This is a genomic window from Metabacillus rhizolycopersici (genome assembly GCF_020075705.1).
Genome location: NZ_JAIQUM010000004.1, coordinates 60,523 through 85,096, shown reverse-complemented (window position 1 = coordinate 85,096; position 24,574 = coordinate 60,523). Strand labels below are relative to the sequence as shown.

General features: G+C 34.8%; 22 protein-coding genes. 6 read left to right on the top strand and 16 right to left on the bottom strand.

The window, feature by feature from the left end:
• Positions 1-47: 47 nt before the first annotated feature.
• The 4 genes from K9V48_RS03115 to K9V48_RS03100 all read right to left on the bottom strand — a co-directional run bounded on the left by K9V48_RS03115 (position 48) and on the right by K9V48_RS03100 (position 3,307).
• The gene (locus tag K9V48_RS03115) at positions 48-557 is read right to left on the bottom strand and encodes a GNAT family N-acetyltransferase (protein ID WP_224136832.1); all 510 of its coding nucleotides are present in this window, start codon (positions 555-557) and stop codon (positions 48-50) included.
• 201 nt (positions 558-758) lie between these two features.
• On the bottom strand, positions 759-965 hold the full coding sequence (locus K9V48_RS03110) for a DUF6501 family protein (RefSeq protein ID WP_111614393.1): 207 nt from the start codon (positions 963-965) through the stop codon (positions 759-761).
• A gap of 295 nt (positions 966-1,260) precedes the next feature.
• Complete coding sequence (locus K9V48_RS03105; protein ID WP_438803860.1) at positions 1,261-2,337, bottom strand: LLM class flavin-dependent oxidoreductase; 1,077 nt, start codon at positions 2,335-2,337, stop codon at positions 1,261-1,263.
• A gap of 121 nt (positions 2,338-2,458) precedes the next feature.
• Entirely contained in the window at positions 2,459-3,307 is an 849-nt protein-coding gene (locus tag K9V48_RS03100; protein WP_224136828.1) for a VOC family protein, read from the bottom strand.
• A gap of 235 nt (positions 3,308-3,542) precedes the next feature.
• On the opposite strand from K9V48_RS03100, the gene K9V48_RS03095 reads away from it, so the two are divergent.
• Both K9V48_RS03095 and K9V48_RS03090 read left to right on the top strand, forming a co-directional pair.
• Entirely contained in the window at positions 3,543-3,875 is a 333-nt protein-coding gene (locus K9V48_RS03095) for a winged helix-turn-helix transcriptional regulator (protein WP_224136826.1), read from the top strand.
• Between the two features lie 367 nt (positions 3,876-4,242).
• Complete coding sequence (locus K9V48_RS03090) at positions 4,243-5,145, top strand: superoxide dismutase (RefSeq protein WP_224136824.1); 903 nt, start codon at positions 4,243-4,245, stop codon at positions 5,143-5,145.
• A gap of 132 nt (positions 5,146-5,277) precedes the next feature.
• Here K9V48_RS03090 and K9V48_RS03085 read toward each other — a convergent pair whose 3' ends face one another.
• From K9V48_RS03085 to cdaS, 7 genes are all read right to left on the bottom strand, one after another.
• Positions 5,278-6,624 carry a sodium-dependent transporter gene (locus K9V48_RS03085; protein WP_224136822.1) on the bottom strand — a complete coding sequence of 449 codons (1,347 nt, stop codon included), beginning with the start codon at positions 6,622-6,624 and terminating at the stop codon, positions 5,278-5,280.
• 492 nt (positions 6,625-7,116) lie between these two features.
• Entirely contained in the window at positions 7,117-8,388 is a 1,272-nt protein-coding gene (gene odhB / locus K9V48_RS03080; RefSeq protein WP_224136820.1) for a 2-oxoglutarate dehydrogenase complex dihydrolipoyllysine-residue succinyltransferase, read from the bottom strand.
• A 108-nt stretch (positions 8,389-8,496) separates the two neighbouring features.
• On the bottom strand, positions 8,497-11,358 hold the full coding sequence (gene sucA / locus K9V48_RS03075; RefSeq protein WP_224136818.1) for a 2-oxoglutarate dehydrogenase E1 component: 2,862 nt from the start codon (positions 11,356-11,358) through the stop codon (positions 8,497-8,499).
• A 378-nt stretch (positions 11,359-11,736) separates the two neighbouring features.
• Entirely contained in the window at positions 11,737-13,656 is a 1,920-nt protein-coding gene (locus K9V48_RS03070) for a vWA domain-containing protein (protein ID WP_224136816.1), read from the bottom strand.
• Between the two features lie 10 nt (positions 13,657-13,666).
• Positions 13,667-14,554, bottom strand: coding sequence for an AAA family ATPase (locus K9V48_RS03065; RefSeq protein ID WP_224136814.1), 888 nt, complete (start codon positions 14,552-14,554; stop codon positions 13,667-13,669).
• 206 nt (positions 14,555-14,760) lie between these two features.
• Positions 14,761-15,822 carry a C40 family peptidase gene (locus K9V48_RS03060; RefSeq protein WP_224136812.1) on the bottom strand — a complete coding sequence of 354 codons (1,062 nt, stop codon included), beginning with the start codon at positions 15,820-15,822 and terminating at the stop codon, positions 14,761-14,763.
• Positions 15,823-16,191: 369 nt separating this feature from the next.
• A complete protein-coding gene (gene cdaS / locus K9V48_RS03055) occupies positions 16,192-16,800 on the bottom strand; it encodes a sporulation-specific diadenylate cyclase CdaS (protein ID WP_224136810.1) in 609 nt (202 codons plus the stop codon).
• 354 nt (positions 16,801-17,154) lie between these two features.
• On the opposite strand from cdaS, the gene K9V48_RS03050 reads away from it, so the two are divergent.
• The gene (locus tag K9V48_RS03050; RefSeq protein WP_224136808.1) at positions 17,155-18,516 is read left to right on the top strand and encodes an MATE family efflux transporter; all 1,362 of its coding nucleotides are present in this window, start codon (positions 17,155-17,157) and stop codon (positions 18,514-18,516) included.
• A 160-nt stretch (positions 18,517-18,676) separates the two neighbouring features.
• On the opposite strand, the gene bshB2 is transcribed toward K9V48_RS03050, so the two are convergent.
• From bshB2 to yoyC, 3 genes are all read right to left on the bottom strand, one after another.
• Positions 18,677-19,342, bottom strand: coding sequence for a bacillithiol biosynthesis deacetylase BshB2 (gene bshB2, locus K9V48_RS03045; protein WP_224136806.1), 666 nt, complete (start codon positions 19,340-19,342; stop codon positions 18,677-18,679).
• 46 nt (positions 19,343-19,388) lie between these two features.
• A complete protein-coding gene (locus K9V48_RS03040) occupies positions 19,389-19,739 on the bottom strand; it encodes a YojF family protein (RefSeq protein WP_224136804.1) in 351 nt (116 codons plus the stop codon).
• A gap of 129 nt (positions 19,740-19,868) precedes the next feature.
• Entirely contained in the window at positions 19,869-20,138 is a 270-nt protein-coding gene (gene yoyC, locus K9V48_RS03035; RefSeq protein WP_224136803.1) for a protein YoyC, read from the bottom strand.
• 317 nt (positions 20,139-20,455) lie between these two features.
• Here yoyC and K9V48_RS03030 point away from each other — a divergent pair, with 317 nt between their 5' ends.
• Positions 20,456-20,917, top strand: a complete 462-nt coding sequence (locus tag K9V48_RS03030) for an Hsp20/alpha crystallin family protein (protein ID WP_224136802.1) — start codon at positions 20,456-20,458, stop codon at positions 20,915-20,917.
• Positions 20,918-21,157: 240 nt separating this feature from the next.
• Here the strand turns inward: K9V48_RS03030 and K9V48_RS03025 are convergent, their stop codons facing one another.
• On the bottom strand, positions 21,158-21,397 hold the full coding sequence (locus tag K9V48_RS03025) for a hypothetical protein (protein ID WP_224136801.1): 240 nt from the start codon (positions 21,395-21,397) through the stop codon (positions 21,158-21,160).
• 329 nt (positions 21,398-21,726) lie between these two features.
• Positions 21,727-23,115, bottom strand: coding sequence for a S41 family peptidase (locus K9V48_RS03020; RefSeq protein ID WP_224136800.1), 1,389 nt, complete (start codon positions 23,113-23,115; stop codon positions 21,727-21,729).
• A gap of 364 nt (positions 23,116-23,479) precedes the next feature.
• Between K9V48_RS03020 and K9V48_RS03015 the strand changes: the two genes are divergently transcribed.
• The gene (locus K9V48_RS03015) at positions 23,480-23,752 is read left to right on the top strand and encodes a hypothetical protein (protein WP_224136798.1); all 273 of its coding nucleotides are present in this window, start codon (positions 23,480-23,482) and stop codon (positions 23,750-23,752) included.
• 60 nt (positions 23,753-23,812) lie between these two features.
• Positions 23,813-24,529: a class I SAM-dependent methyltransferase gene (locus tag K9V48_RS03010; RefSeq protein ID WP_224136796.1), complete on the top strand. Its 717-nt coding sequence runs from the start codon at positions 23,813-23,815 to the stop codon at positions 24,527-24,529.
• Positions 24,530-24,574 lie beyond the last annotated feature (45 nt).

Below are 24,574 nucleotides of genomic sequence, written 5' to 3'. Positions count from 1 at the left end.
CAGGATACAAAGGTAAAAAAAGTAATAACTGACTTGTTCCCTATTTTTTAACTTGTTATTCTTTTACCTAGTATAAGTAAATCTCTTTCTACACCATCCATATCGGCTATTTTAGGTAAATGAGCCCACTTTTCAAATTGATATTTTTGAAATAAATTCACACTTGGTTTATTATGACCGAATACAAACGCAAGCAATGTTTTAACTTCTAATTTAGGACATTGTGAGATTGCTCTCTCAATTAAGAGTTGAGCGTAGCCTTTTCCCTGTACAGAAGGATCTAAATAAATACTAACTTCTGCAGTTGCATGATAGGCAGGTCTTCCATAAAATGATTGAAAGCTTAACCACCCAACAATATTACCATCTTCCTCCAAAATCCATAATGGTCTATGATGTGCGTTATGCTCATGAAACCAAGCAATTCTACTTTCGACGGTGATTTCTTCCAAATCGGCGGTCGCAAGTCTTCCTGGAATAGAAGAATTATATATTCTAACAATTGTTGCAAGGTTTTCAAGTTTTGCGTTTCTAATGGTTAGTTTGTTCTCTTTCATAAAAGTCTTCCTCTCTTAATTCAAACTCTTTAAAAATAAATAACAAAAATGTGAGAGGTGTTTAGTGAGCTTATACTAAAGTTGAATACTCACTCAGTGGTAGCTATGGTGTTTATTCTCCCACAATCATCATCTTTCTATTTGTTAATAGTGAAAAAAAGGATGACACACGGGCATCCTTTTTTTCACTATCTATTAAGTTTATACTTGAGCTTCGAAATACTCTTTATAATAACCGCCAACTTTTCCAGTATTATCAATAACAAAATAAAATTCTTCTGTTTCGTTTTGGACATCATACTGTTTACCTGCAGTTAATGCGCGATTAACCATATACTTTTTAGCATCTGTATGTATACATGTTACTTTTTTAAGCGGCGATGATGTTTGCCATGTTTTATGTATCATATCTTCTCAATCCCTTCTTTGTACACATTTTATCTCATTCTTAACGGACAGTAAATCCCCAATCTCAAGATTAAAGAAAAGCAAAAAAATAATTGGGAGATCACACCCCAAAAGGATCCAATATTTCTCGCTATACCTAACATTATCGAAAATGCCAATTACTTATCATAATTCACTCCGATTTTTTAAGAAATTCAGATGAAATGGATTAGTCATTTTTCATTCTAGGTATACAACAAGGGCAGAATCAATTGGATGATTCTGCCCGTTACACACGTAAATTAGTGAAAAACAATTAAATTTCGTTATATTTGTTGATTTCTCTTTTTACAACCGGCGCTACCTCTGTTGCTAATAATTCTATTCCTTCTGCAATTTTATTAAATGGTACGCCACCTATATCAATTTGTGCCATGAAACGATGATGTCCGAACATCTCGTATTGTTGGAGGATCTTTTCAATAATTTGCTGTGGGTTACCTACAAATAATGCAGTTTCAGGACTCGACATTTGCTCGAAGTCTGCACGAGACATTTTTGTCGAAATGCCACGTTGACCGTTCACATATTTCCAATAATTTGAATAATAAGGATAAAACTCTTCCTTAGCCTGTTGTGTAGTCTTCGCAATATATCCGTGTCCTGTAACACCTACATTGAGATTGGATAAATCATGTCCTTCTTCTATACCTGATTTTCGATAAACATCTACTAATGGCTTAAATCGTTGTGGATCTCCTCCAAGAATCGCGATAGCCATCCCAGTCCCGAGTCTACCAGCTAATGCAGCACTTTCCGGTGTACCGCCAACTCCAACCCAGATTGGAAGTTGCTTTTGAGCTGGACGCGGAGCAATTTCCGCATCATGAATTGCCGAGCGAAATTTGCCGTTCCAAGTAATCGATTCGCTTTTGTTGAGCTTTAAAAATAAGTCAATATTTTCAGCAAATAGTTCTGCGTAATCATCCATGTCATATCCAAAAAGCGGAAATGACTCCACAAATGCACCTCGCCCTGCGATTATTTCAGCACGACCATTTGAGATCAAATCCAATGTCGCATAGTCTTCGAACAAACGAACAGGATCGACCGTGCTTAAAACTGTTGTTGCACTTGTCAGTTTTATTTGCTTTGTTGTTTGTGCAATTGCCGCCAACACAACTGGGGTTGCAGAAACAGCATAATCTAAACGATGATGTTCTCCCACACCAAATACATCTAGTCCAGCTTCATCTGCCAGCTTTGCCGCTTCAACAATTTCACGTATACGTTGTTGTGCGCTAATGATATTTCCAGTATGTGGATTAGCAACTAAATCTCCAAGCGTGTATATACCTATTTCAAACCGTGATTTTTCCACTGTATTTTTCAGCAAAGTACCTTCCTCCAAAACCTTTATTAAAATGTTTGCAATTAGAGATACGAAATCTACATTTTATTTATAACCAAATTTACCATAATGTTCATAGCTATAAAGGTTATCACGATTTTAATTAAACCGTTAATTGTATTCGATTCCCTGAAGGGTCTTCCGTAACAAAAATACCATTCTCTTCAATTACTTTATAGTCTAAAGCTTGTAACTGCTTGATTATATTATTTCTTGCTTCCTCATTTGCTAGGACAAGTGAGAATGATTTTAATCCAATACTATGAATAGAAGGTCTAGGAGCCCCAACTCCAGCCCATGTATTTAACCCTATATGATGATGATATCCACCAGTAGAAATAAAGAGAGCCTGGCTCCCGTAACGACATACAACTTGAAAACCAAGTCCCTTACTATAAAACTCTTCTGTCTTTTGCAATTCAGAAACGTGCAAATGAATATGCCCCATTACAGTTTCATTTGGAAGTCCATTCCACGATTCCTGATTTATTTCAGTTAGTAGGTTTTCAAAATCTAATGGATCAACAGTCATTTCGACTTCACCATTTATCCAATTCCATGAAGACGATGGACGGTCAATATAGATTTCGATTCCATTTCCATCAGGATCTGAAAGGTAGATTGCTTCGCTTACTAAATGATCTGATGAGCCAAACTGAATACCGCTTCGATATAAATGCTGGACGATATTAGCCAAATCAGAACGTTTAGGTAAAAGTATTGCAAAATGATATAAGCCTGTAGTATTTCGTTGTCTAGGCGTAACATCATTTGGTTGCTCAATTGTTAACAGAATTGTTTTCCCATCAGCAGTTAATTTAGCATTTCCTTCTGTTTGTTCCAATATTTTAAACCCGATGATATATTGATAAAACGACAGTGCACGTTCTAAATTTTCAACTTTTAAGTTCACTTGACCGACGAATGTATTTGGTTGATCATGGAAGTTCATATTGTTGACACTCCTTATTGATTGAAATTATATTTATAATGAGAAAAAGTTAATTAAAGCTATTATTTCCTACCATTAGCTTAAATAATTAATTAAAAGTCATTTTTAATAGTTAGTTACTTTATGTAAGTAATTATATTTTCATTACAAGATTATGTCAAGTAACTAATTTGTTGTTTCACATTATATTATTTATTATAATTTGGTATAATATTTATTATAGGGGGGATGAATTTTGAATAAATCTTTAATTTGTCCAAGGTTTGAGAAGGCGATGGGGATCTTAAGTCAGAGGTGGACAGGACTAATTATTTACCAACTCCTAAGTGGTCCTCAACGGTTCTCTACTATTGAAACTTCAATCGGAATCACTGGGAGAGTTCTATCGGATCGGTTAAAGGACTTGGAGAATCAAGGAATTGTTAATCGAGAAGTTTATGCAGAAACTCCAGTTCGAATCGAATATTCTTTAACTGATAAGGGTTTTTCATTAGAGCCCCTTTTGAGAGAAATAGAAAAATGGTCTCAAGACTGGATTAACGTCGAAAAGAATTTATCAGATGAATAAACAAACCTTTGTAAATACAGTAAAACCTAAAATGCTTGGCTAGATAATTATATCTAGCCAAGCATTTTTTTTGCTTAACCGTTCATGTTTCATGCACCAGTTGATATAATCTCTTATTCAAATAACTCAAAATGCCTTACACTGGAGATAAGAAAAGCGCAAGCGCCTTGTTCAGCCTCGAGCAAATAAGACGCTCAGGAATAGAAAGTGTTCTTTGCCTTCAATTCCTGAGTGGCTGTAGACCCAAGAGGGGCCGGACACGAAAACTAAGTCAAAAAATTTATACTTTCTTATCTTACAAAATAAAAGCATCTCTTCTTGCTTCATGCATATATTGACTACGACTGATTACGGGGAGGGATTTGTTTTGGATGAAGAATTCATTTCATCAATGAAAAAGTGGAGTGATGAAATTTTAGAGAGCTATCATCGTTCACTTGATATGTTACGTGAAAACGCTGATGCACATTCGCTTGCAGAATGGAAGGATCAGTTAGATCAATTTCAAAGTGAACTTAAGGAAGCAGACTCATTGGATTACACGGACCTCTATGTTCGTGCAAATGAGATTCATCGACAGTTTGAACAGTATTTCGCTGTCGGAACTGAGAATGAAATGTTACGTGCTCAAACTTATTCAAGTTCAGTACCTATTGGTGAGCATTCTCTCCCACCATTACCATATCCCTATGATGCATTAGAACCTTTCATTAATCAAGAAATTATGCGCCTACATCACGATAAGCATCATAAAGGTTATGTCGACGGGTTAAATAAAGCAGAAAAGGAAATGCAAAAAGCACGTATGACGAATCAATTTGATCTGTTAAAGCATTGGGAACGAGAAGCTGCTTTTCATGGTGCCGGACATTATCTTCATACAATTTTTTGGAATAACATGAGTCCAAAAGGCGGAGGTCAGCCTTCAGGAATGTTATTGAACGAAATCAATCAAAGCTTTGGCAGTTTTGAAAAATTCAAACAACATTTTTCGGCAGCGGCTAACAACGTAGAAGCAGTTGGTTGGGCCGTTTTAGTTTGGTCCCCTCGTTCTCGACGTTTGGAAATTTTACAAGCAGAAAAACATCAAAACCTAAGCCAATGGGATGTTGTACCGCTTCTTGTTCTCGACGTGTGGGAGCATGCCTACTACCTACAATATAAAAATGATCGAAAAAAATACGTTGAAAATTGGTGGAAAATTGTTAATTGGCGAGATGTAGAAAACCGATTTCATGAAGCACAGAAATTAAAGTGGCAGCCATTTTAAGACTTCTTTTTATATGAAAGAACAAAAGCGCTGGAGCTGGATGTCGTGCGCTTATCCACAGTACAAGAATTTTATAATTTCCTAAACGATGAAAAAGGCGGAAGACTTGTCACATTGTCATCCGCCTTTCTATTAAATAATTCCTAAAACATCCAAAAACACGAAAATGATCACTACAGGTGCAACATATTTTAAAAGCATATACCAAATAACAAATAGCTTTTTGCTAATTGACGATCCTTGTGAAAGTTCGTTAAAAAGAGTTTCCTTCGACAATTTTAAAGGAACGAATATCGCAATTAACAGCGAACCGAGTGGCATTAATATATTACTCACTAAAAAGTCTGCTGCATCAAATATTGATTTATCAAACAACGTAATATGACTTAAGACTCCATATGAGAGTGTGGAAGGAATACCTACAATAAAGATACACAACCCGAAAATCCAAGAAAACTTTTTGCGTTTTAATTCATCTCCTTTTGCAACAGGAGCAACAACAATTTCAAGCAATGAAAATGCAGAGGTTAAAGTTGCGAATAAAAATAGAAGCAAAAAAGCGATTAAAAAAACAACTCCAAATGGCATCTGATTAAAAACTGTAGGTAATACATTGAATAATAAAACTGGACCAGCATCAGGTTCTAACCCAAATGAGAAAACAGCTGGAAAGATTGCTAGCCCAGCTAAGAAAGCAACCATTAAGGATAAAGAGACAATCGAAATCGCTGACTGAGGCAGATTTTCATTTTTTGGTAAATAAGAGCTATACGTAACCATCACTGAAACTCCAACACTTAACGCAAAAAACGACTGCCCCATTGCATAAAGAATCGTTTCCGATGTTAACTTTGCAAAGTCTGGTTTTAGAAAGAAAGAAATTCCCTCCATCGCTCCATCTAACGATAATGAACGAATGATTAAGACAATGAAAATAATAAAAAGTGCTGGCATCATAAAACGATTTGCTTTTTCAATCCCATTTGAAACGCCTTTAGATACAACAACGATTGTAAAAAGTAAAAATAAAAACTGGGCAAATACTGTTAATCCAGGATTTGAAATACTTTGTACGAATAGATCACTGTATCCCTGTTCTGTTAAACCACTTAAACCACCAGTGATCCCTTTAAAAATATAAATTAAGATCCAGCCACCTATGACACTGTAAAATGATAATAGAATAAAACATGTTACAATTCCGAGACGGCCAATGATATGCCATGATGAATTCGGTGCAATTTGTTTATAGGATTGAATCGCATCCTTTTGCGTACTTCTACCAATAATAAATTCACCTAATAATAATGGTAAGCCGACTAGTACCGTAAATAAAATAAAAATAAGAAAAAAGACTCCGCCTCCACTCGTACCAGCTACATAAGGAAACTTCCAAATTGCACCTAATCCAATTGCAGAACCTGCTGCAGCAAGAATAAAGGCCAATTTTGAAGACCATTGTTCTACCTTGTTTCCCACAAAATCACCTCAACTAATTTTCCTGTATGCTAGATTGATTCAAAATAATTGATAATAAAAAAAACATAACTGATTACTACCTTAATGACAGTATTATTTGCTTTCTCAAATACTATCTTCGAACAAAACAAGACTTATCAGATCTTAACAGACAGTCATCCTCCACCTATTATCTCTTTTTGCACTTGAACCATAAGTTAAGGATTTTACTGTCCGATTAGAATGGGATAAATCATGATAGTACTAAATCAATTTTATCTTCAATACTAGACTAACAATGCATAATGTTCTCATTTTAACATTTTACTACAATAATTTTATATAAAGATTTAAAATTTTTTCACTTTATTTTAGTTGACATAATAGTATTATTGATCGATATGAAAAATAGGAATGATAATCCGGTTAAGGATAAAGCCATTAATACAATTCATTCACGAAGAATACAAAAAAAGGAAGCAGAATGATATATCATCATTCTGCTTCCTTTTTTTAACCTTCTAATAATAATGCTTCTGGATCTTCTAGTAACTCTTTTACGGTAGCTAAGAAGCTAACTGCTTCTTTACCATCTACAATGCGGTGATCATAGGATAATGCAATGTACATCATAGGACGATTTTCCATTCTCTCTGCATCAATCGCCACTGGTCTTAGTTGTATTTTATGCATCCCCAGAATACCGACTTGTGGTCCATTTAGGATTGGTGTAGATAACAATGACCCAAAGACACCACCATTTGTAATCGTAAATGTCCCACCTTGTAAATCCGCTAATCCTAATTTATTATCACGAGCTTTCGTACCTAAATTTAGAATCTCACTTTCAATCCCGGCAAAATTTAGACGATCCGCATCCCTAACAACTGGTACGACCAGTCCTTCCGGTGCCGATACAGCAATTCCGATATCATAGAATTTTTTCATTACAATCTCATTACCTTGAATCTCTGCATTTAATAATGGATACTGTTTCAAGGCAGAAACAACTGCTTTTGTAAAGAAAGACATAAATCCTAATCGCACATCATGTTGCTCCAAGAATTTGTCTTTACGTCGTTTACGAACATCCATAATCGCAGTCATATCAACTTCATTAAATGTCGTTAACATGGCCGCCGTTTGTTGAACCTCTACAAGACGATTAGCAATTGTCTGTCTACGTCTTGACATTTTTATACGTTCAACTGGCTTACCTGGTTGTTCTTGTTGTACTACCGCTTGTTTTGCAGGCGCTTGAGCTACTGATTTAGCTTGTTCGTTTTGAACAGCATTCTCCACAGGCCCTTGATTTGAATGTGCCTCAACATCTTGTTTACGGACGCGTCCTAAAGGATCAATCACTTTTACTTGTTGTAAATCAATACCACGTTCACGAGCAAGCTTTCTCGCTGCTGGCGAGGCGATAGTTCGTTGTTTTTTATCATCCTCTTTTTCAATTACATCAATTTGTTGGATAATTGCCTCTCCCACTCTTTGTTCTACTTGTTCATTTTTTGCTTGTTCTGGCTCAGAAAGCGTTGCTTCACCATTCTCATCGATTAGGCCGATTGTTTCTCCAACTTCTACAGTATCACCGGATCCTTTCAGTAGTTCTTTTAGAACCCCAGAAAATTCAGCAGTTAATTCTACATTAACCTTATCCGTTTCTACTTCTAAAAGATATTCTCCCTTTTTCACCGCATCACCAGGTTGCTTAAGCCATTGTGCAATTGTTCCTTCCGTAATGGATTCTGCTAGTTCTGGTACTTTAATCTCAGCCATGTTGGTTCCCCCTATGCACTCGCTAAATATTTTTTCATCAAAATTGCTGTTTCTTAATTTAGTTTAGTAAATGACTGTGTTCTTAGGAAAATAGTAAGCTATGCTTCATCATTTTAATTTAACAAATGATTGATCTAGTACATTTTCAGTTAATGCTTCAGTTACGATTCTATCTTGGTCTTTTTTATGAATATTTGGGTCTCCTGCCGCAGGACTTTGTCTTCTTCGTCTACCGATATAACGGACATTTACGCCCTCTGGAGCTAACTCTCTTAATCTTGGATCGATGAATAACCAAGCACCCATGTTTTGAGGCTCCTCTTGAACCCACACGATTTCTTCAAGTGATGTTAAACGGTTAAGAATTGCTAAAATCATTTTTTTCGGGAAAGGATATAGCTCTTCTACTCTCAAGATGTGTACCCAATCTGTATTACCTTCAAGTGATTTTAATTTATCAGCTAAATCAATCGAAACTTTCCCGCTACAAAGTACAAGTCTCTTTACTTTCTCAGGAACATTACCTAGACCTGGTTGTTCGATGATAGGCTTAAATTCCCCTTCACTTAAATCTGTAATCGTTGAAACTGTATGCGGATTTCGTAATAAACTCTTTGGTGTCATAATAACTAGCGGTCTAACCTCTTCACGTTTCAATAAATCTGCTTGACGACGCAAAATATGGAAATATTGAGCTGCACTCGTTAAATTTGCAATTTGCCAACTATCTTCTGCCGCTAACTGTAAGAAGCGTTCAAGTCGTCCACTGGAATGCTCAGGCCCTTGACCTTCAAAACCGTGAGGTAACAGCATGATCAAACCTGATTTTTGTCCCCATTTCGCTCTACCTGCAGCAATGAATTGGTCAAAAAATACTTGGGCTGCGTTCGCAAAATCACCATATTGCGCTTCCCATAACACTAATGTTTCGGGCGCAAACACGTTATAACCATATTCAAATCCTAAAACAGAACCTTCAGATAACGGACTGTTATGAACTGCAAATGAAGCATTGGCATTGGATAAACGATGTAATGGTGAGTAAAAATCTCCAGTTTCTACATCATGTAACACGATATGTCGCTGTGAGAATGTTCCACGTTGTGAATCCTGTCCAGTTAAGCGGATAGGAGTTCCATCTTCTAATATTGACGCAAATGCTAGAGCTTCTCCTAATGCCCATTCTACTTTTCCATCTTCAGAAAGTGCTTTTGCTCTTTTTTCTAATATTCTTTGTAGCTTTGAAAATACATTGAAATTTTCTGGCCAATTAATAAGCTCTTCATTCAGTTTTAGCAGTTCCGATCTGTCAACAGCCGTTTTTAATTCAGGCAACCCACTGTTAACAAATTTCGGCAATCGAATTTCATGAACTTGTTCAACTTTGTTATCAGGCACTTTTGCATATGCATTTTTAAGTGTGATTTGAACTTCTTCATTAATTTTTTCAATATCTTCAGAAGTTAAAACGCCTTCATTTTCTAGTTTGTAACTATATAATTCACGAACAGTTGGATGTTTCCGAACCTTTTCATAAAGCTTTGGTTGAGTCATTGCCGGTTCATCCATTTCGTTGTGCCCAAAACGTCGGTATCCAATTAAATCGATTAGGAAATCGCTATTGAATTTTTTTCTGTATTCCATTGCCAAATAAACCGCAGCGATACATGCTTCAGGATCATCTGCATTTACATGAACAATTGGGATTTCATAACCTTTCGCTATGTCACTTGCATATTTTGTCGATCGAGAATCACGGCTTTCTGTTGTAAATCCAATCATATTATTTGCAATAATATGTATCGTTCCACCTGTTTGAAAACCTGTCAATTTATTTAGATTAAGTGTTTCTGCAACAATTCCCTCACCTGGGAATGCGGCATCACCATGAATTAAGATTGACATGGCTGCATTAGAATCTTGCTTTGGATACCCCTTTTTGCTTCTCTCTTCTTGAGCTGCACGTGTATACCCTTCTACAATTGGATCAATAAATTCCAAGTGACTTGGATTGTTAGCTAAAGTTACTTTCGCACGAATTGAATTCTCTTCTTTAATTTGTTTATTGGCACCTAAATGATATTTAACATCTCCACTCCAACCATAGTTAAAGCCAATAGATCCTTCTAATGTGATTAAATCTTCATTTGATGCATGTTGGAATTCAGAAAAAATAATTTCATACGGTTTTCCAAGCACATGTGCCAAAACATTTAAGCGTCCGCGATGCGCCATACCAATATTTATTGTATCTGTCCCAACTTGAACAGCACTAGAAATCAATTCATCAAGAACAGGAACAAGCATATCCAACCCTTCAATTGAAAAACGCTTTTGTCCTACAAATGTCCGATGAAGAAATTGTTCAAAGCCTTCCACCTCTGTTAATCTTTTTAATATTGAGGTCCGTTTTACTTTAGACAAGTCTTTGAAAATAGTACCTGATTCAACCATTTTCAAGAGCCACGTTTTTTCTTCATAATTATGAACATGACTAAATTCAAACGCAATTGATTTCTTATACACTTCTTTTAGATATTGATATGCTTCTAGCCCGTTTGTGACATGTGCTGGAGCATCCTTGCAGAGAAGATGAGCAGGTATGGCCTTTAAATCTTCCTCGGTTAAATCGAATTCTTCAAGTACAAGAAACTCATTGTTTTCCTTAAAATCCTCAAACGGATAGATCGAAGCATTTAAATGTCCACGTCTGCGGATATTCGTCACAAGATTGACTGCATCTGCAATTTTCGTCATTTTTTCGACACTAATGGTTTCATTTTCAGTAGATGATTTCGTTTGTTTAGTCTCTATAGAAGGAGAACCCCAGGTATCAAAAATTTCTTTTAATTCTATGTCAATAGAGCTAGGATCTAATTTATATCGATCATATTGCTCCATCACATAGCCGAGGTTTGGACCATGAAAGTCTTCCCAAGGGAATTTGAGTTTTTGTGTACCTTCTAACATCTATCATTACCCCCAACTATTTGTAAATGTTCAATCACTTTTTTACTACAAACGGAAGAAAAATATTATCCTACAATACTTTCTGTTGTTAAAAGAATAATATTTATAATATAAAACGCTTCCAATTCTTATTTTAACATTGATGGCTCTACATTCCAAGCAAGTTTACTTAAAATTCTCAAAAAATTCTAACATATTCCAGATGTTTTTTTTGAACATTTAGAACTTTAAAACTTATAGACATACAAGAAATAATAGAAAATTAGTACAATATTTATTATTTTGAAGTTTTTCCAACTTTAACCACTTACTATTAATTAATTGCTTATATTGAAAGGAATAAACCTCTAGAATCTCCAAAAGATTCTAGAGACCTTATTAAATCGTCTTTAAAAGCAACCTTTTCAATAGTGGGAATAATTGTTCTGGAAGCTCTTCAATTTTATCAACAAAAATACTGTATTTCCCATATATATTTTGAATCGTTTTTTTTGTCGATTCTTCAATTGCACCATTTGATAAAAAAACATTCAGTACATCTATTCCCAATTTTCTCGCTTCTAAAACTGCTTCATATGTATCAATTATTCCATTTCTCTCATAGCCCATAGCTGCAGGCTCTCCATCTGAAAATACTAAAAGGAATTTTTGCTTTTCATTTCTTGTTGTTAATTGCTTTGTCATATGTCTAATCGCATATCCGTCACGATTATCTTCCTCTGGGGATAACTGCATGATTTCAGGACCGGACGGATGTTTTAATGATTCTTCAAAAGAGATAACGGTATGAAAATGGTTAGGTTGTCGAGTTTTTGAAGCCTCATTCGTATCCTCCCAAAATCCTACGATTTGGTGTGGTACTCTAACTGATTTTAACGTTTCATGGAAAAGAGTAATTCCTAACTTCGTTTGATCCATTTTATCGAACATGGATGCAGAACAATCGACTAATAATGTAAATACTGCATCTATTTGCGGTGATTTTTCCTGTTTTTTATAAAAAAGCTTCGGATTGTCATCTGTTAAAAGTCGCAAAAGTTTTTTATTTAACCTTCCTATATGAAGATCTGCTCTAGGTAATGTTTTTTTGTGTTCCAATGTTTTCTGAATCATAAGCCTAAGTTTCTTCTGAAATAGGAGAATATCATTGCGATTTTTAAAATATTGTTCCACTTCATTAGCCATAGGTTGTTTCGCTGTAACAAATACTGGAACCGCAAATTTATTTTCTCTCCCATATGCAAGGTCACCCGTCATTGCACGATCTTCACTTTTATTTTCAAGTGCCTCTAGTTTTGAGTAATCATTCTTTTTAGTTTTCCGTGATGTTCCTTGAATCATCCCAAGTGCTTGATCCGTATCGTCACCTTCACGGACAATTCCATCTCCGTTGATTGTCGTGTTTGTTCCTTGCTCTAATTCGAATTGCAAAAAACTTTTTGTCGGTTTGCTCGTCTCACTGTGCCATGTAGGTAATTTATTTTCATGGACATCCTCGTCACCTTTTTTAGCATCTTCTAGTGCGTCTTTATTTTTCAATTTCGATTTACGTTTTAGCTCATCAAAAAGTGAATGATGTTGAATGGTTTCATAAGGCAAATCAGCTAAAAAGAAATAGGTATTTAACATATCTTTATCGAGCATTTCTTCTAGGACATCTATAATGTCTAAAACAATTTGAATCACTTCTTTTGTTGTATGAACTTCATATACTTGAAAGATTTTTGATTCAATAAAGGGGTAAGCCCTTTCCAAACTTTCAGATATTACTGGATACTCCTCTAGTGGGTTTTGTGCCGTCAACTTTAAATAAAGTGAATTAAAAAAAGCGTCTGTGAATATACTTCGTTCTTGATGAATTATTAATTGACTTTGAAAATGCTTTCGATATAAAATCCTTCTCATTTCAAAAGCCTTTTTTGTACCTGACCGTTCTTTTTTGCAAATTTCCTCTAATCGTAAATCTTCTAACAACATAAATAATTGTTTAGCAAAGCTTTGGAGTTTTAAATTCCTCGCCTTCGCGATAAAGACTCCCACTTCTTGAAAATTCGTATAATAAAAGTTTCCGATACTTCTTAAATAAATATCACTTTTTAATGCCAATACTGTTTCATTTTTTTCCCGATGATCCCAAAAATGACTAACATATATTTTTCCAGAAGTAGGATCTAAATAAGATTGTACGCTATAGTCAACTTCAATATCCTTTTGTTTCGTAAGTGCTTTTGCGAGATCTGACAACTCCATAAATAAAAAGGAATCCACTTGTTGATCGTTAAACTTAATAAATCTCACTGTTAAAACCTCACTCGAATAAAGTTTCTGCTAGATTTCGAATGGCAGCTTTTTCTCTTTCATCCTCTAGCTTATCAACAATTCCTCTTTCAATTGCACGCCTTGGTGGTAAAAATCTCGCTAAATCACAAGTATCAATTAACGCACGAATCGATGCAGCTTCCTCTGATACTTGACCGTTATGTACTAGTGCTAGAAGATCAGCAGATAGTTTAGTAAAAATAGTTAATAATTTCTGATCTGTTAATTTGGATTGATCCTGCAATACTTGTTTTAATTCTTCTCCTTGTATATATGGTACATCTATAACAATAAAACGATTTTTTAAAGCTTCGTTTAATGGGACTGTGCCAACATATCCTTCATTAATAGCTGCAATGACACCAAAACCTTCATTTGCTTTGATGACTTCTCCTGTAAAAGGATTGGTGATCATTCTTCGATAATCTAAAACTCCATTTAAAATTGGTAATGTTTCAGGCTTTGCCATGTTAATTTCATCTATATATAGTAAATGGCCTCTTTTCATTGCTTTTACCACAGGTCCGGAAACAAATTCGATTGAAGTTAATCCGTTTTGGTTTTCAATTGTTTTAAAGCCTAATAATGCTTCTGCATCCATATCTATTGAACAGTTAATACTGTGCATAGGTTGGTGAAACAAATTTGATAATGTTTCAGCTAGTTTTGTCTTCCCCGAACCAGTTGGACCTTTTAGTAGTACATTTTTCCCTAATGTTAATGCGATGATTGCATCAAGTAATATTGATTCTTCAGATGGTGTGAATCCACCCTTCCCTATTAGTAATGCTTCTTCTTCATTAAGTGATTCAGACGATCGTTTTTGGATTAGTATTTTTATCTCATCAGGCAAATTAGCATTTTGTAATTGATTCATAAATAGTCCTTCCTTCATCTCGCATTTCTATTGTTGAAAATTACTCTTAACAAGTTGAGTATACTTGAATTATTCTTTAGATTCAAAAGTAACGATTACGTGGAGCATCCCTCACTAACAGATCTACTGCACACATCTCTACGAGCAAAATTACTTTGGCAAAATAAAAAGAACCTGCAATTAGGTCCCTTTTTATAATTCTTAGCTTATAATCGTTTTGCACCTAAGTAACGTGCCTTCCAATACGAATTGTCAAGACTTGAGATTGTAACCCCTGAACTACTTGCATGAATAAATTCGTTATTTCCTAAATAAATTCCCATATGTGATGGACCTGCTTTATAGGTTGTAAAGTAGACAAAGTCACCTACTGAAGGATTGCTTACAGATGTCATCATATCCCAATATCCAGCAGTACTTAAACGAGAAACAGATGTAACTTTATTTAATACATAATAAATGAATCCACTACAATCGAACCCAGACGGTGTATTTCCAGCCCAACGATAAGGCGTACCCATAAGAGATTTTGCTTCACTAATCATCGTATCAATTTTGCTAGAGGAACTTTGATTACCAGAAGCAATCGTATTATTATTATTATTATTATTAGATGAAGGTGTTTTACTTGCTTCCCCAGAAAGCTTTAAAACTTGTCCTATTCTTAATACGTCAGATTTAAGGTTATTGGCAACTTTTATTTCTGCAACTGTTATGTTATTTTGATTGGCAATTCTCCATAATGAATCACCAGATTTTACTTTGTATGTAGTATTAGCAGTATCAGTATTCGCAGGTTGCTTATTCGATTCATTCGAATTACTGTTTCCCGTTGGTTGAACAACTACCTTTCCTACATTCAGATTTTGCCCCACTCGGATAAGGTCGCTTGTTAATTTATTTAACTTTTTTAATTCATTTACAGTTGTATCATATCTTCTTGCTATGACCCATAATGAATCCCCTGATTTTACTTTATAGGTTGTTTCTTTTGATGATGCTATCGTTGATGTAACAGGTTTTGAAGATGATACAGAAGTCGTCGTTTGTGGCGCACCGGGTATCTCCAGAACTTGTCCAATCCTTAAGAAGTCAGACGTTAATCCATTCGTACCCTTAATCGCATTCACTGATATGTTATATTGTTGAGACAATTCCCATAGGGTATCTCCACTTTTTACCTTAACGCTCTCGGCAGCAGCCATTGATGCAAACAAAGATGACCCTACAACAGCTGTTGCGGTTAATCCAAACAGTTTTTTTCTCATTACTAAAAATACCTCCTAGATTTCTATAAATAATTAGTTTAATAGTTTAATAGTTTAAAAACTACAAAATCCCTCGTAAAACAGCATAAAGAGATAAAAATTGATTTAAAAAGGCAAAACTTTCTCATTATTATCATACATAAACCTACACCAGTAGACAATCCTTTCTTTCAAACAAAGTACATTTGTCCTATTAAATTATGGAAACTCGACATAAAAAGAGGCAGAATAAAGGATTCTGCCTCTTTTCATACATACAATATCTATCCCAACTGATGATGATTTAGCTTGTACTTACTTTCGCTATGACATGGTCTCTGTCTTACAAAATCGCGTTGGTTGCATTTTTAGTGTAAAATGAAGTCTTGTTCAAGTCGAACTAATTGGGTAAAGTGTTCCATTTAAAGCAAAAGACATTTTTCCAGTTTCCTCAGAAACCACTAAAATAAGAGCATCTGATACATCAGAAAGACCGATTGCTGCACGATGTCTTGTACCAACCTTTTCCTTACCAAACATTCTAGCTGTTAATGGCAAAATATTTGCAGCCGATAGGATAAAATCACTTTTTATTAAAAGCGCACCATCATGAAGAGGGTTTCCCGGGTAAAAAACACTCTCAATTAATCTGCTTGATAAATCTGCATTTATTTGAACTCCAGCCTGAATAAATTGATCAACAGGCTGACTTCGCTCTACAACGATTAGTGAGCCGTGGCGACGATCTGACATATTTTGAATAGCCTTAGAGATTTCTGTGTAGTTCTTTGTAAAATCCTCAATATATGCCTTTAAGTAAAATAAAGAGGCCGAAGATTGAATTTCACTAAATCGTTCTTTTATTTGTGCAAGTTCACACAATAGACAATAATCCTTTTCTCCAATAGATGACCTCACCCTCTCAGTTTCTGTGATGATCCGCTCAAGATGAAACGAGATATGATTCTTTACATTCGTAAATTCATTGGAATTTTCCACTGGATTTGCACCACCCTTTCCATTAGTTTTAATATTTTTCAAAATAATATGTTTAAAATTTTAAGTTTTTTTACAACTTAACGGTCCTCATACTAGTCTATGACTAGTCATTTTTTCTGTTTTTACGTATCAATCTCAATTTATCCATCATACTACTAAGGGAGGTTTTACAATGTTTACATTAAAATTACTTCAATATACATTTAGTATCCTTGGGGTCCTTTCTTTAAGTTTTATTTATTATCAGTTATTTAAAGGTGAGTCACGTAAATCAGGTAAGTAACCGAAAGAAGTATAATTTCATTTTTTTCATGATATAATTCTCTAGTCAACATGAGAAACGAGGTTATATAGATGAAAGAAACCATTACGATACGGGAAAAGATGCTCAAATTATCTAGTATCCTAATCCCTATCTTAATTACACAACTTGGATTGTATTCGATGACTTTTTTTGATACAACCATGTCTGGTAGAGTCCATCCAAATGATTTAGCAGGTGTTGCAATTGGATCTAGCATTTGGGTTCCTATTAATACTGGATTAAGTGGAATCCTACTAGGTGTGACACCGATTATTGCTCATTTAGCAGGAGCAAAGAAGATTAAAGATGTACCAAAAATGGTTGTTCAAGCTCTTTATTTAAGTGTGATTCTTTCAATTTTGATCTTCATTATCGGTTTTTTTGTTTTAGATCCGATTTTATCCACGATGAACTTAGAGCGTGAAGTCCTACATATTGCGAAAGGTTATTTAGTAGCCTTATCTTTTGGCATTTTGCCGTTATTTATTTATTCCGTTTTAAGGTGCTTTATTGACGCTTTAGGTTTTACTAGAGTAACTATGTTTATTACACTAACTTCCTTACCAATTAATTTTTTACTAAATTATCTTTTCATTTTCGGGAATTTTGGTTTTCCTAAGCTTGGAGGTATTGGTTCAGGTGTTGCCACTGCTATTACGTATTGGTGTATAACAGCGATAGCCGTTGTGATCATTATGAAGAAAACACCTTTTCTGGAGTATCAAATTTTCAATGTATTTTATCGTATTTCTTTTTCGGCATGGAAGGAAATTTTAAAAATAGGTGTTCCGATAGGTTTTGCTATATTTTTTGAAACGAGTATATTCGCAGCAGTTACCTTATTCATGAGCCAATACAATACAATTACGATTGCTTCTCACCAAGCAGCAATGAACTTTGCCTCCTTTCTTTACATGCTTCCGCTAAGTATTTCAATGGCACTTACAATTATTATAGGTCATGAAGTTGGAGCTAATCGATTAAAAGATGCAAAGCAATATAGTTATTTAGGGATTGGAATGGCACTTTTTCTTTCTTTTCTATCCGCTACAATGATCTATTTCTTCCGTCCAGAAATAGCTAACCTATATACGACTGATGCTGCAGTATTAAAACTTACACAAGACTTTTTAATCTATGCTATTTTCTTTCAGCTTTCTGATGCAATTGCCGCTCCGATACAAGGGGCTTTACGAGGTTATAAGGATGTAAATGTTACATTTTTGATGGCACTTGTTTCGTATTGGATCGTTGGACTCCCTTTTGGATACCTTTTAGCGACCTATACTTCTTTAGGAGCTTTTGGTTATTGGATTGGGTTAATTTCAGGACTAGCAGCTGGAGCGATTGGGCTTTTAGTAAGACTTCGTATTATACAGCAACGAAATACATTTGCGTTAAAAGTAACATAAATATCAAAAAAGCTAATTCACATTGGAATTAGCTTTTTTGATATTCACATTAGTATTAGATGCCTTACATGTAACTTAGTTTTAGTTTCTAAATAAAATGGGTAAAACCTTGTGCGACTTTTAGAAAGCATCTTAACTCGAAACAACTCATTTCTTCTTATTAATCATCCCACTTATAAGTGTAGAACTCTTCTTTCTCAAACCAAAACAAAGCTTTTGGATCTTTATTTAATAACTTTTGTTCCATATCCTTTAGCATCCCCTCAGTTTGTGAACGGTGAGCTTTAAGGGCTTGTAATTTGATATCAGCGACATCTGTAATGTTTATACATACATCAGGTTTTCCGATTATATCGAAGCGGTTATTTGTAAACGCCATACAATAGGTAACTGGGCGTTTTTCGATAGGACGTCGTTTCAAGGCACGAATAACGGCTTCACCACATGCGTCATGATCAGGGTGTACAGCATGTCCAGGATAAAAGGTCAAAATTAGTGTCGGGTTCACTTCATCAATCAACTTCTCCATAAGATTGGCTAATTGTTCGTCATCCTCAAATTCAAGAGTTTTATCTCGAAGGCCCAGCATCCTTAAATCTTGGATATCCATCGCCTTGCAAGCAGCTTCTAGCTCCCTTTTTCGGATAAGTGGCAAAGTTTCACGATTAGCAAAAAGGGGATTCCCCATATTTCTTCCCATTTCACCTAACGTACCACATGCATACGTTACTGGGACACCAGCTTTTCTGTTTTTGGCAATGAATCCTGCAGCTCCAAACGCTTCATCATCTGGGTGTGGTAAGATTATTAGCACGTGTTCTCTCATTTTCTTTCTCCTCCTTACCAAATTTGCTTTTCAGAATAAATGCTGATCAATAATGAAAAGGTTGTTCACTAATTTGTAATGCTATCGCTAATTTCCCCTCTGAATTATGGCCCGCCATTAATAGCTGATTTTCTTCATTAAAATCCCAATCTGTCAGACCTTCTGCATAAATCCAACCTTCATCTAGTTTTAATCCAACGCGATATGGGCCGATTCCAGTAATTTTTGCTTGATTATAAACGACCTTCGTATTTCGGATAAACGCAACTACTGTCATATTTGATTCATTATTATGAGCAGAATAAGCACCTGTTGTCGTTTCTAGATGGATATAAACTGTTTTGTTTAAAAACTGGTTTAAATGAACTTGTATGTCTTGTTTTGTTATTGGCTTCATCCTTATTCCTCCTTAATCCGTTATCGTCCAATAATAATTAACTAGCAAATTGCTCGGTAAACGACCAGTTATGCCTGTTAATTAAACTAGGATCAGAGCATATGAACAAATCTATCATTGATGGATTTGTTAACTTTGTTTCTCAAGCGATTCAAGTACATTACTATGTAAATCGATTAATTTCACCTTCTGGTCATCATTTAAAGCTGAAGAAATAATTCTTTTTACTGCCATGTGAAATTTTTCGTAGCTACTTTTTCTAAGCCGTGGGTGTGTCATTTCGTCTTTTAGTTCTTTTTCAACGGAAGCCCTTACCGTCTCATACTCATCCTTTTCAACTAATAATGCACGATTAGACCATAATTGCCGATATGCATCTAATAATTCTTTTGCGTCCATTTCTAATATCCCTCAACTTTTGTTTATAGTCCGATTGAATTCTTTTTTGTTCGTTTTTAGAAAATTATAAAATTCTTATACTTTGGATAAGCGCACAACATCCAGCTCCAGCGTCTTATGCCTGTCGGGGCTGATCAAGGCGCTTGCGCTTTTGTTTGCTGAATTCATCTATTTACATTTACCTCTCTACTTCGTGTATAAAGACCATTATAAACTTGTAGGTCCATGTCCTACAAGATTAAAGCATCGCTAACCGATTACGTATGCCTCGCATATTATATTATTAACAAAATACGCACAGTTAAGGATGTGAAATGATGTTTCCTTGGAATAAACAATTTCCATTTGATCAATCCGGCTTTACTCAGCATTTCAATAAAATGAATCCAAAAGAAGTTGAAAACTATATTCAAACAGTCATGAAAAATGTATTTGGTGGTGATTTTTCACAGAGCTTTCCGTTTCAAGGTGAACTATCACAACAAGCTAATAATGAAAAATCAACACATCCCCCTAAACCCGAAATATTTGAAACGAACGACTTTATTTATGTAAAATTACCTATTTCAAATGATATAGTTGGGAACATAAGTATACAACACACGAATAATCAATTAATTGTAAACAACTATCCTAATGCATCAGAACAAAATAAATATATGCTCCCCTCTCCTGTCAAAAGAAAGGGTACGAAGGCTAGGTATGATGAAGGATTTCTAGAAATTCAATTTATTAGATTGCAGGAGCATAATATATCAGAAGTCGACATTTCATTTTAACACACATGGAAACCATATGCCCATTGCGCAACGTAATGAACAAAAGCGCAAGCGCCTTGATCAGCCTCGGGCAAATAAGACGCTTTTGAATAGAAGGTGTTTTTTACCTTCAATTCAAAAGTGGCTTAGACCCAAGAGGGGCTAGGCGCTTGAGCTGGATGTCGTGCGCATATCCATAGTACAAGAATTTTATAAATTACGTTACGTAAAAAAACTACCTAAATAAGGTAGTTTTTGCTGTTAATAAGGAAAGCCACCACCGCAACCATAACCTCCATTAGGGAAGCCATATCCACCACCATAGCCACCACCAACTCCATAAGGCGGATATCCACCATATGGATAAAACGGTGGTCTTGGTCTAAATATTGCAGTGCCAACTAAACCACCAACTAATCCTCCCAAAAATGGTGCACCAAAAAGGAATCTTTGACCGGGGTATGGTCCAGGGATATTATTTCTCATCATATAAGGTCTCATTATTTTTCCTCCTCTCATACTTACCTACACTAAAAAGTATTCATATAAGTATGTTTTGGAGTGGGCTAGTGACTAAGTTTTAGGTAATTAGTTTATTTCTTACATGAATTCGAGCTTTCGCATCCAACAAAACGAAAATTATTCTTCATATCATTTTTATCCCATACTTTTCGGGCAGTAACACCTTACCTCAAGATTCATAAGCTACAAAGTTGAAAGATGAGGATAACTTCCTGCAAAGATCCTATAAGGGGAAGTATAAGAATATTCAAAAAAGCAGTATCTTTCACCCCTTGCAAGGAATAAAAGATACTGCTTTTACACATTGATTAGAATTTTTCTTTTAACACAGAAATTGCTTTTTCGAGTTGGGTGTCATTTTCTTTTATTTTATTTGAAATAAGTTCCATGAGTTTCATCGTTGTTTCACCAGTTATTTTACCATTTACATCGAGGTTATGCTCTTTTTGAAATTCTTCAACAACATTTTCAGTAGTCTCATCAAAATAACCATTTACGATTATTTCTTCATAATCTAACGCTTTTAACATTTTTTGAGCAGCATCTACTTCCGATGTTGAAGCTCCTTTTTGCAGCACATTTTCAGGATTAATAAAAGGTAAGCTTGCATAGTCAGGTAGTTTAGCTTTTATATCTGGTTCAATTCCCTTTTCATGGATCCAACTTCCATCAGGAGTTAGCCATTTTGCTGTCGTATATTTTACAGATGATGAATCTTTAAATAAATTTGCTGTTTGAACGGTTCCTTTTCCAAACGTTTTTTCACCAACTAAAGAAATTCCTGTTGATTGCTGTAAAGCTGCTGCCATTATTTCTCCTGCACTAGCCGTTCCACCATCAACAATAACAGTTAATGGTAAATTTATTGCTGCTTTATTTTTTGATTTAAAAACCTCTTTCGATCCATCTTTATACTCTACTTGCATAATATTCTTTCCGTTAGGTACAAATAATTCAGACATCGCTATTGCTTGATCCATTAATCCCCCTGGATTTTGGCGCAAATCTAGAATTATTCCTTTAACATTTTTATTCTGCAAATCAGTTAGAGCATTCGCTAATTCTTCACTTGTAGACTCGGAGAATTTAGTTATTTGAATTTTACCAATATTATCATCAATTACCTCATAATATACGGTTTCTAAAGGGATTGTGTCTCGCGTTATCGTAAATGAAAGCTCCCCAGCACCTGCACGTTGAACAACAAGATTCACTTTCGTCCCTTTTTCTCCTCTAATTTTCAAGACCGCTTCGTTGACTGAAAGTCCTTCAACTGATTCATTATTAACTTTTAAGATGATGTCTTTCGGTTTTAATCCGACTTCTTCAGCAGGTGATCCTTTTATTGGAGAAACAATCATAATGCTACCATTACTTTCTTGAACTTCCGCACCAATTCCTTCAAACGAAGATGAAATATTTTCATTAAAACTTTTCGCTTGTTCAACATCCATATAAACCGAATATGGATCTTCAAGAGATTCGACCATGCCTTTAATTGCACCTTCTACCAACTTGTCCGTTTCAATCTCCTTATAATAACCCTCTTGTATGATATCATATGTAGATCTTAGCTTTTGAAAAGGATCTCCATTACCGACACTACTTTCTTTTAATGGTTGTACAACACTGTATGTAACCCCTGCACTAACAATTGCTGTCACAATAATCCAAACGATAAATCTATTATTTTTCACTTTTTCATTGCACCACCTTTATGTATGTTTTCATTATGTCGAAGGCAAATAATTACGTCAACATTTATGAGAAAAGTTTCTCTCATTCATCTATAAAAAAAGAAATGAATCTGCCTGAAATAAGAAAAAAGTTTACAGAATATTTTTTAATTAATACCAATCAATCCAATGTACCTACCATTTCAAGGCATATATCCCTCCTATATTCCTTATAACTCAACAGTTCTTCATATTAAAATGGCTACTTTTTTACGATAAAATTCAATAAATAAATTTTTTAACTATTTCGACAAAAATCACGAGACTTTTTTATTAATTAATTGTAAAGTTTATTACAACAATGTAAATTAAGGAGGTTTTTACAATGCAACTAGTGGAATACATCGGAAAAACTGATTTTGAAATGATACATTTTTCATTAACATTAATGAAAGATGTAGATTATAAAATTAATAGCAATGCGTTTTTTTATAAGAATCAAGTAGTAGACTATATAAATGACCGGCTAGATTATTTTATCAAAACTTTACATGTAAAATGTTCCCTACAAACGATTTACAAGGCTGAAATTCGACAAATGATTAACCCGAAATTGAAAAAATTATATGAAAAACATCATCTCTTTAGTTGTGTTTAATCACCAGCCCTTTTACTCTCACATAGTTTAAAGGTAGGGAGCTCAACGGGAGGTTTACAAATGGACTATTTAAACATGTTAGCTTTATTAGGAATTGGTGGTGCACATCCTGGAGGTATTTTATTAACAAAAGCAGTTTTTGAAAATGAAAAATTCCCATTAGAATTAAATATTCTTGATGCAGGCTGTGGTACCGGGCAAACAACGAGTTTTTTATATCAATTAGGATACAACGTGACAGGATTAGATAGTGATCCGCTTATGATTAAACATGCAAAAAAGAGAAATCTTGATTTGAATATTGATATACCTTACATGAATGAGAATCTTTCAAATACCACGGTTCCAAACGAGACATTTGACGTTATTTTATGCGAATCTGTTTTAAATTTCACATCGTTGCAACAAACTTTACCAGAAATATCTCGAATGTTAAAGTCTAATGGCAGGATAATTGCAATTGAAATGGTCCGAAATGAACAGCTTTCCCAAGAAGAATTAACAGAACTTACAACATTTTATGGATGTGATCACATCTTTTCCATAAATGAATGGCAGGAACAATTTGCTCAAAGAGGATTGACAATTTATAAAACCTTAGCACAAGAAGACTTATTAATCGAAAATATAAATGAACCTACAACTGAATTTTCCCCAATTGAATCGATACCCGAAAGTGCCTTTATCCTTCTTTCCAATCATGAAGGAATAACGATGAAGTATCATAACAAACTATCCTATCGTGTTTTCTTCGCTCGTAAAACTCTTAAACAGTAAATAATGAGTAAGGCTATAGTTATGCGTACAATCCCCCTCCTTTCG

Excerpts from the sequence above, each read along its gene's own strand:
- K9V48_RS03060 (WP_224136812.1), bottom strand. The coding sequence starts at position 15,822 with ATGAGAAAAAAACTGTTTGGATTAACCGCAACAGCTGTTGTAGGGTCA.
- yoyC (WP_224136803.1), bottom strand. The coding sequence starts at position 20,138 with ATGGACGCAAAAGAATTATTAGATGCATATCGGCAATTATGGTCTAAT.
- K9V48_RS03040 (WP_224136804.1), bottom strand. The coding sequence starts at position 19,739 with ATGAAGCCAATAACAAAACAAGACATACAAGTTCATTTAAACCAGTTT.
- odhB (WP_224136820.1), bottom strand. The coding sequence starts at position 8,388 with ATGGCTGAGATTAAAGTACCAGAACTAGCAGAATCCATTACGGAAGGA.
- bshB2 (WP_224136806.1), bottom strand. The coding sequence starts at position 19,342 with ATGAGAGAACACGTGCTAATAATCTTACCACACCCAGATGATGAAGCG.
- K9V48_RS03030 (WP_224136802.1), top strand. The coding sequence starts at position 20,456 with ATGTTTCCTTGGAATAAACAATTTCCATTTGATCAATCCGGCTTTACT.
- sucA (WP_224136818.1), bottom strand. The coding sequence starts at position 11,358 with ATGTTAGAAGGTACACAAAAACTCAAATTCCCTTGGGAAGACTTTCAT.
- K9V48_RS03065 (WP_224136814.1), bottom strand. The coding sequence starts at position 14,554 with ATGAATCAATTACAAAATGCTAATTTGCCTGATGAGATAAAAATACTA.
- K9V48_RS03025 (WP_224136801.1), bottom strand. The coding sequence starts at position 21,397 with ATGAGACCTTATATGATGAGAAATAATATCCCTGGACCATACCCCGGT.
- K9V48_RS03015 (WP_224136798.1), top strand. The coding sequence starts at position 23,480 with ATGCAACTAGTGGAATACATCGGAAAAACTGATTTTGAAATGATACAT.
- K9V48_RS03050 (WP_224136808.1), top strand. The coding sequence starts at position 17,155 with ATGAAAGAAACCATTACGATACGGGAAAAGATGCTCAAATTATCTAGT.
- K9V48_RS03115 (WP_224136832.1), bottom strand. The coding sequence starts at position 557 with ATGAAAGAGAACAAACTAACCATTAGAAACGCAAAACTTGAAAACCTT.
- K9V48_RS03010 (WP_224136796.1), top strand. The coding sequence starts at position 23,813 with ATGGACTATTTAAACATGTTAGCTTTATTAGGAATTGGTGGTGCACAT.
- K9V48_RS03100 (WP_224136828.1), bottom strand. The coding sequence starts at position 3,307 with ATGAACTTCCATGATCAACCAAATACATTCGTCGGTCAAGTGAACTTA.
- K9V48_RS03110 (WP_111614393.1), bottom strand. The coding sequence starts at position 965 with ATGATACATAAAACATGGCAAACATCATCGCCGCTTAAAAAAGTAACA.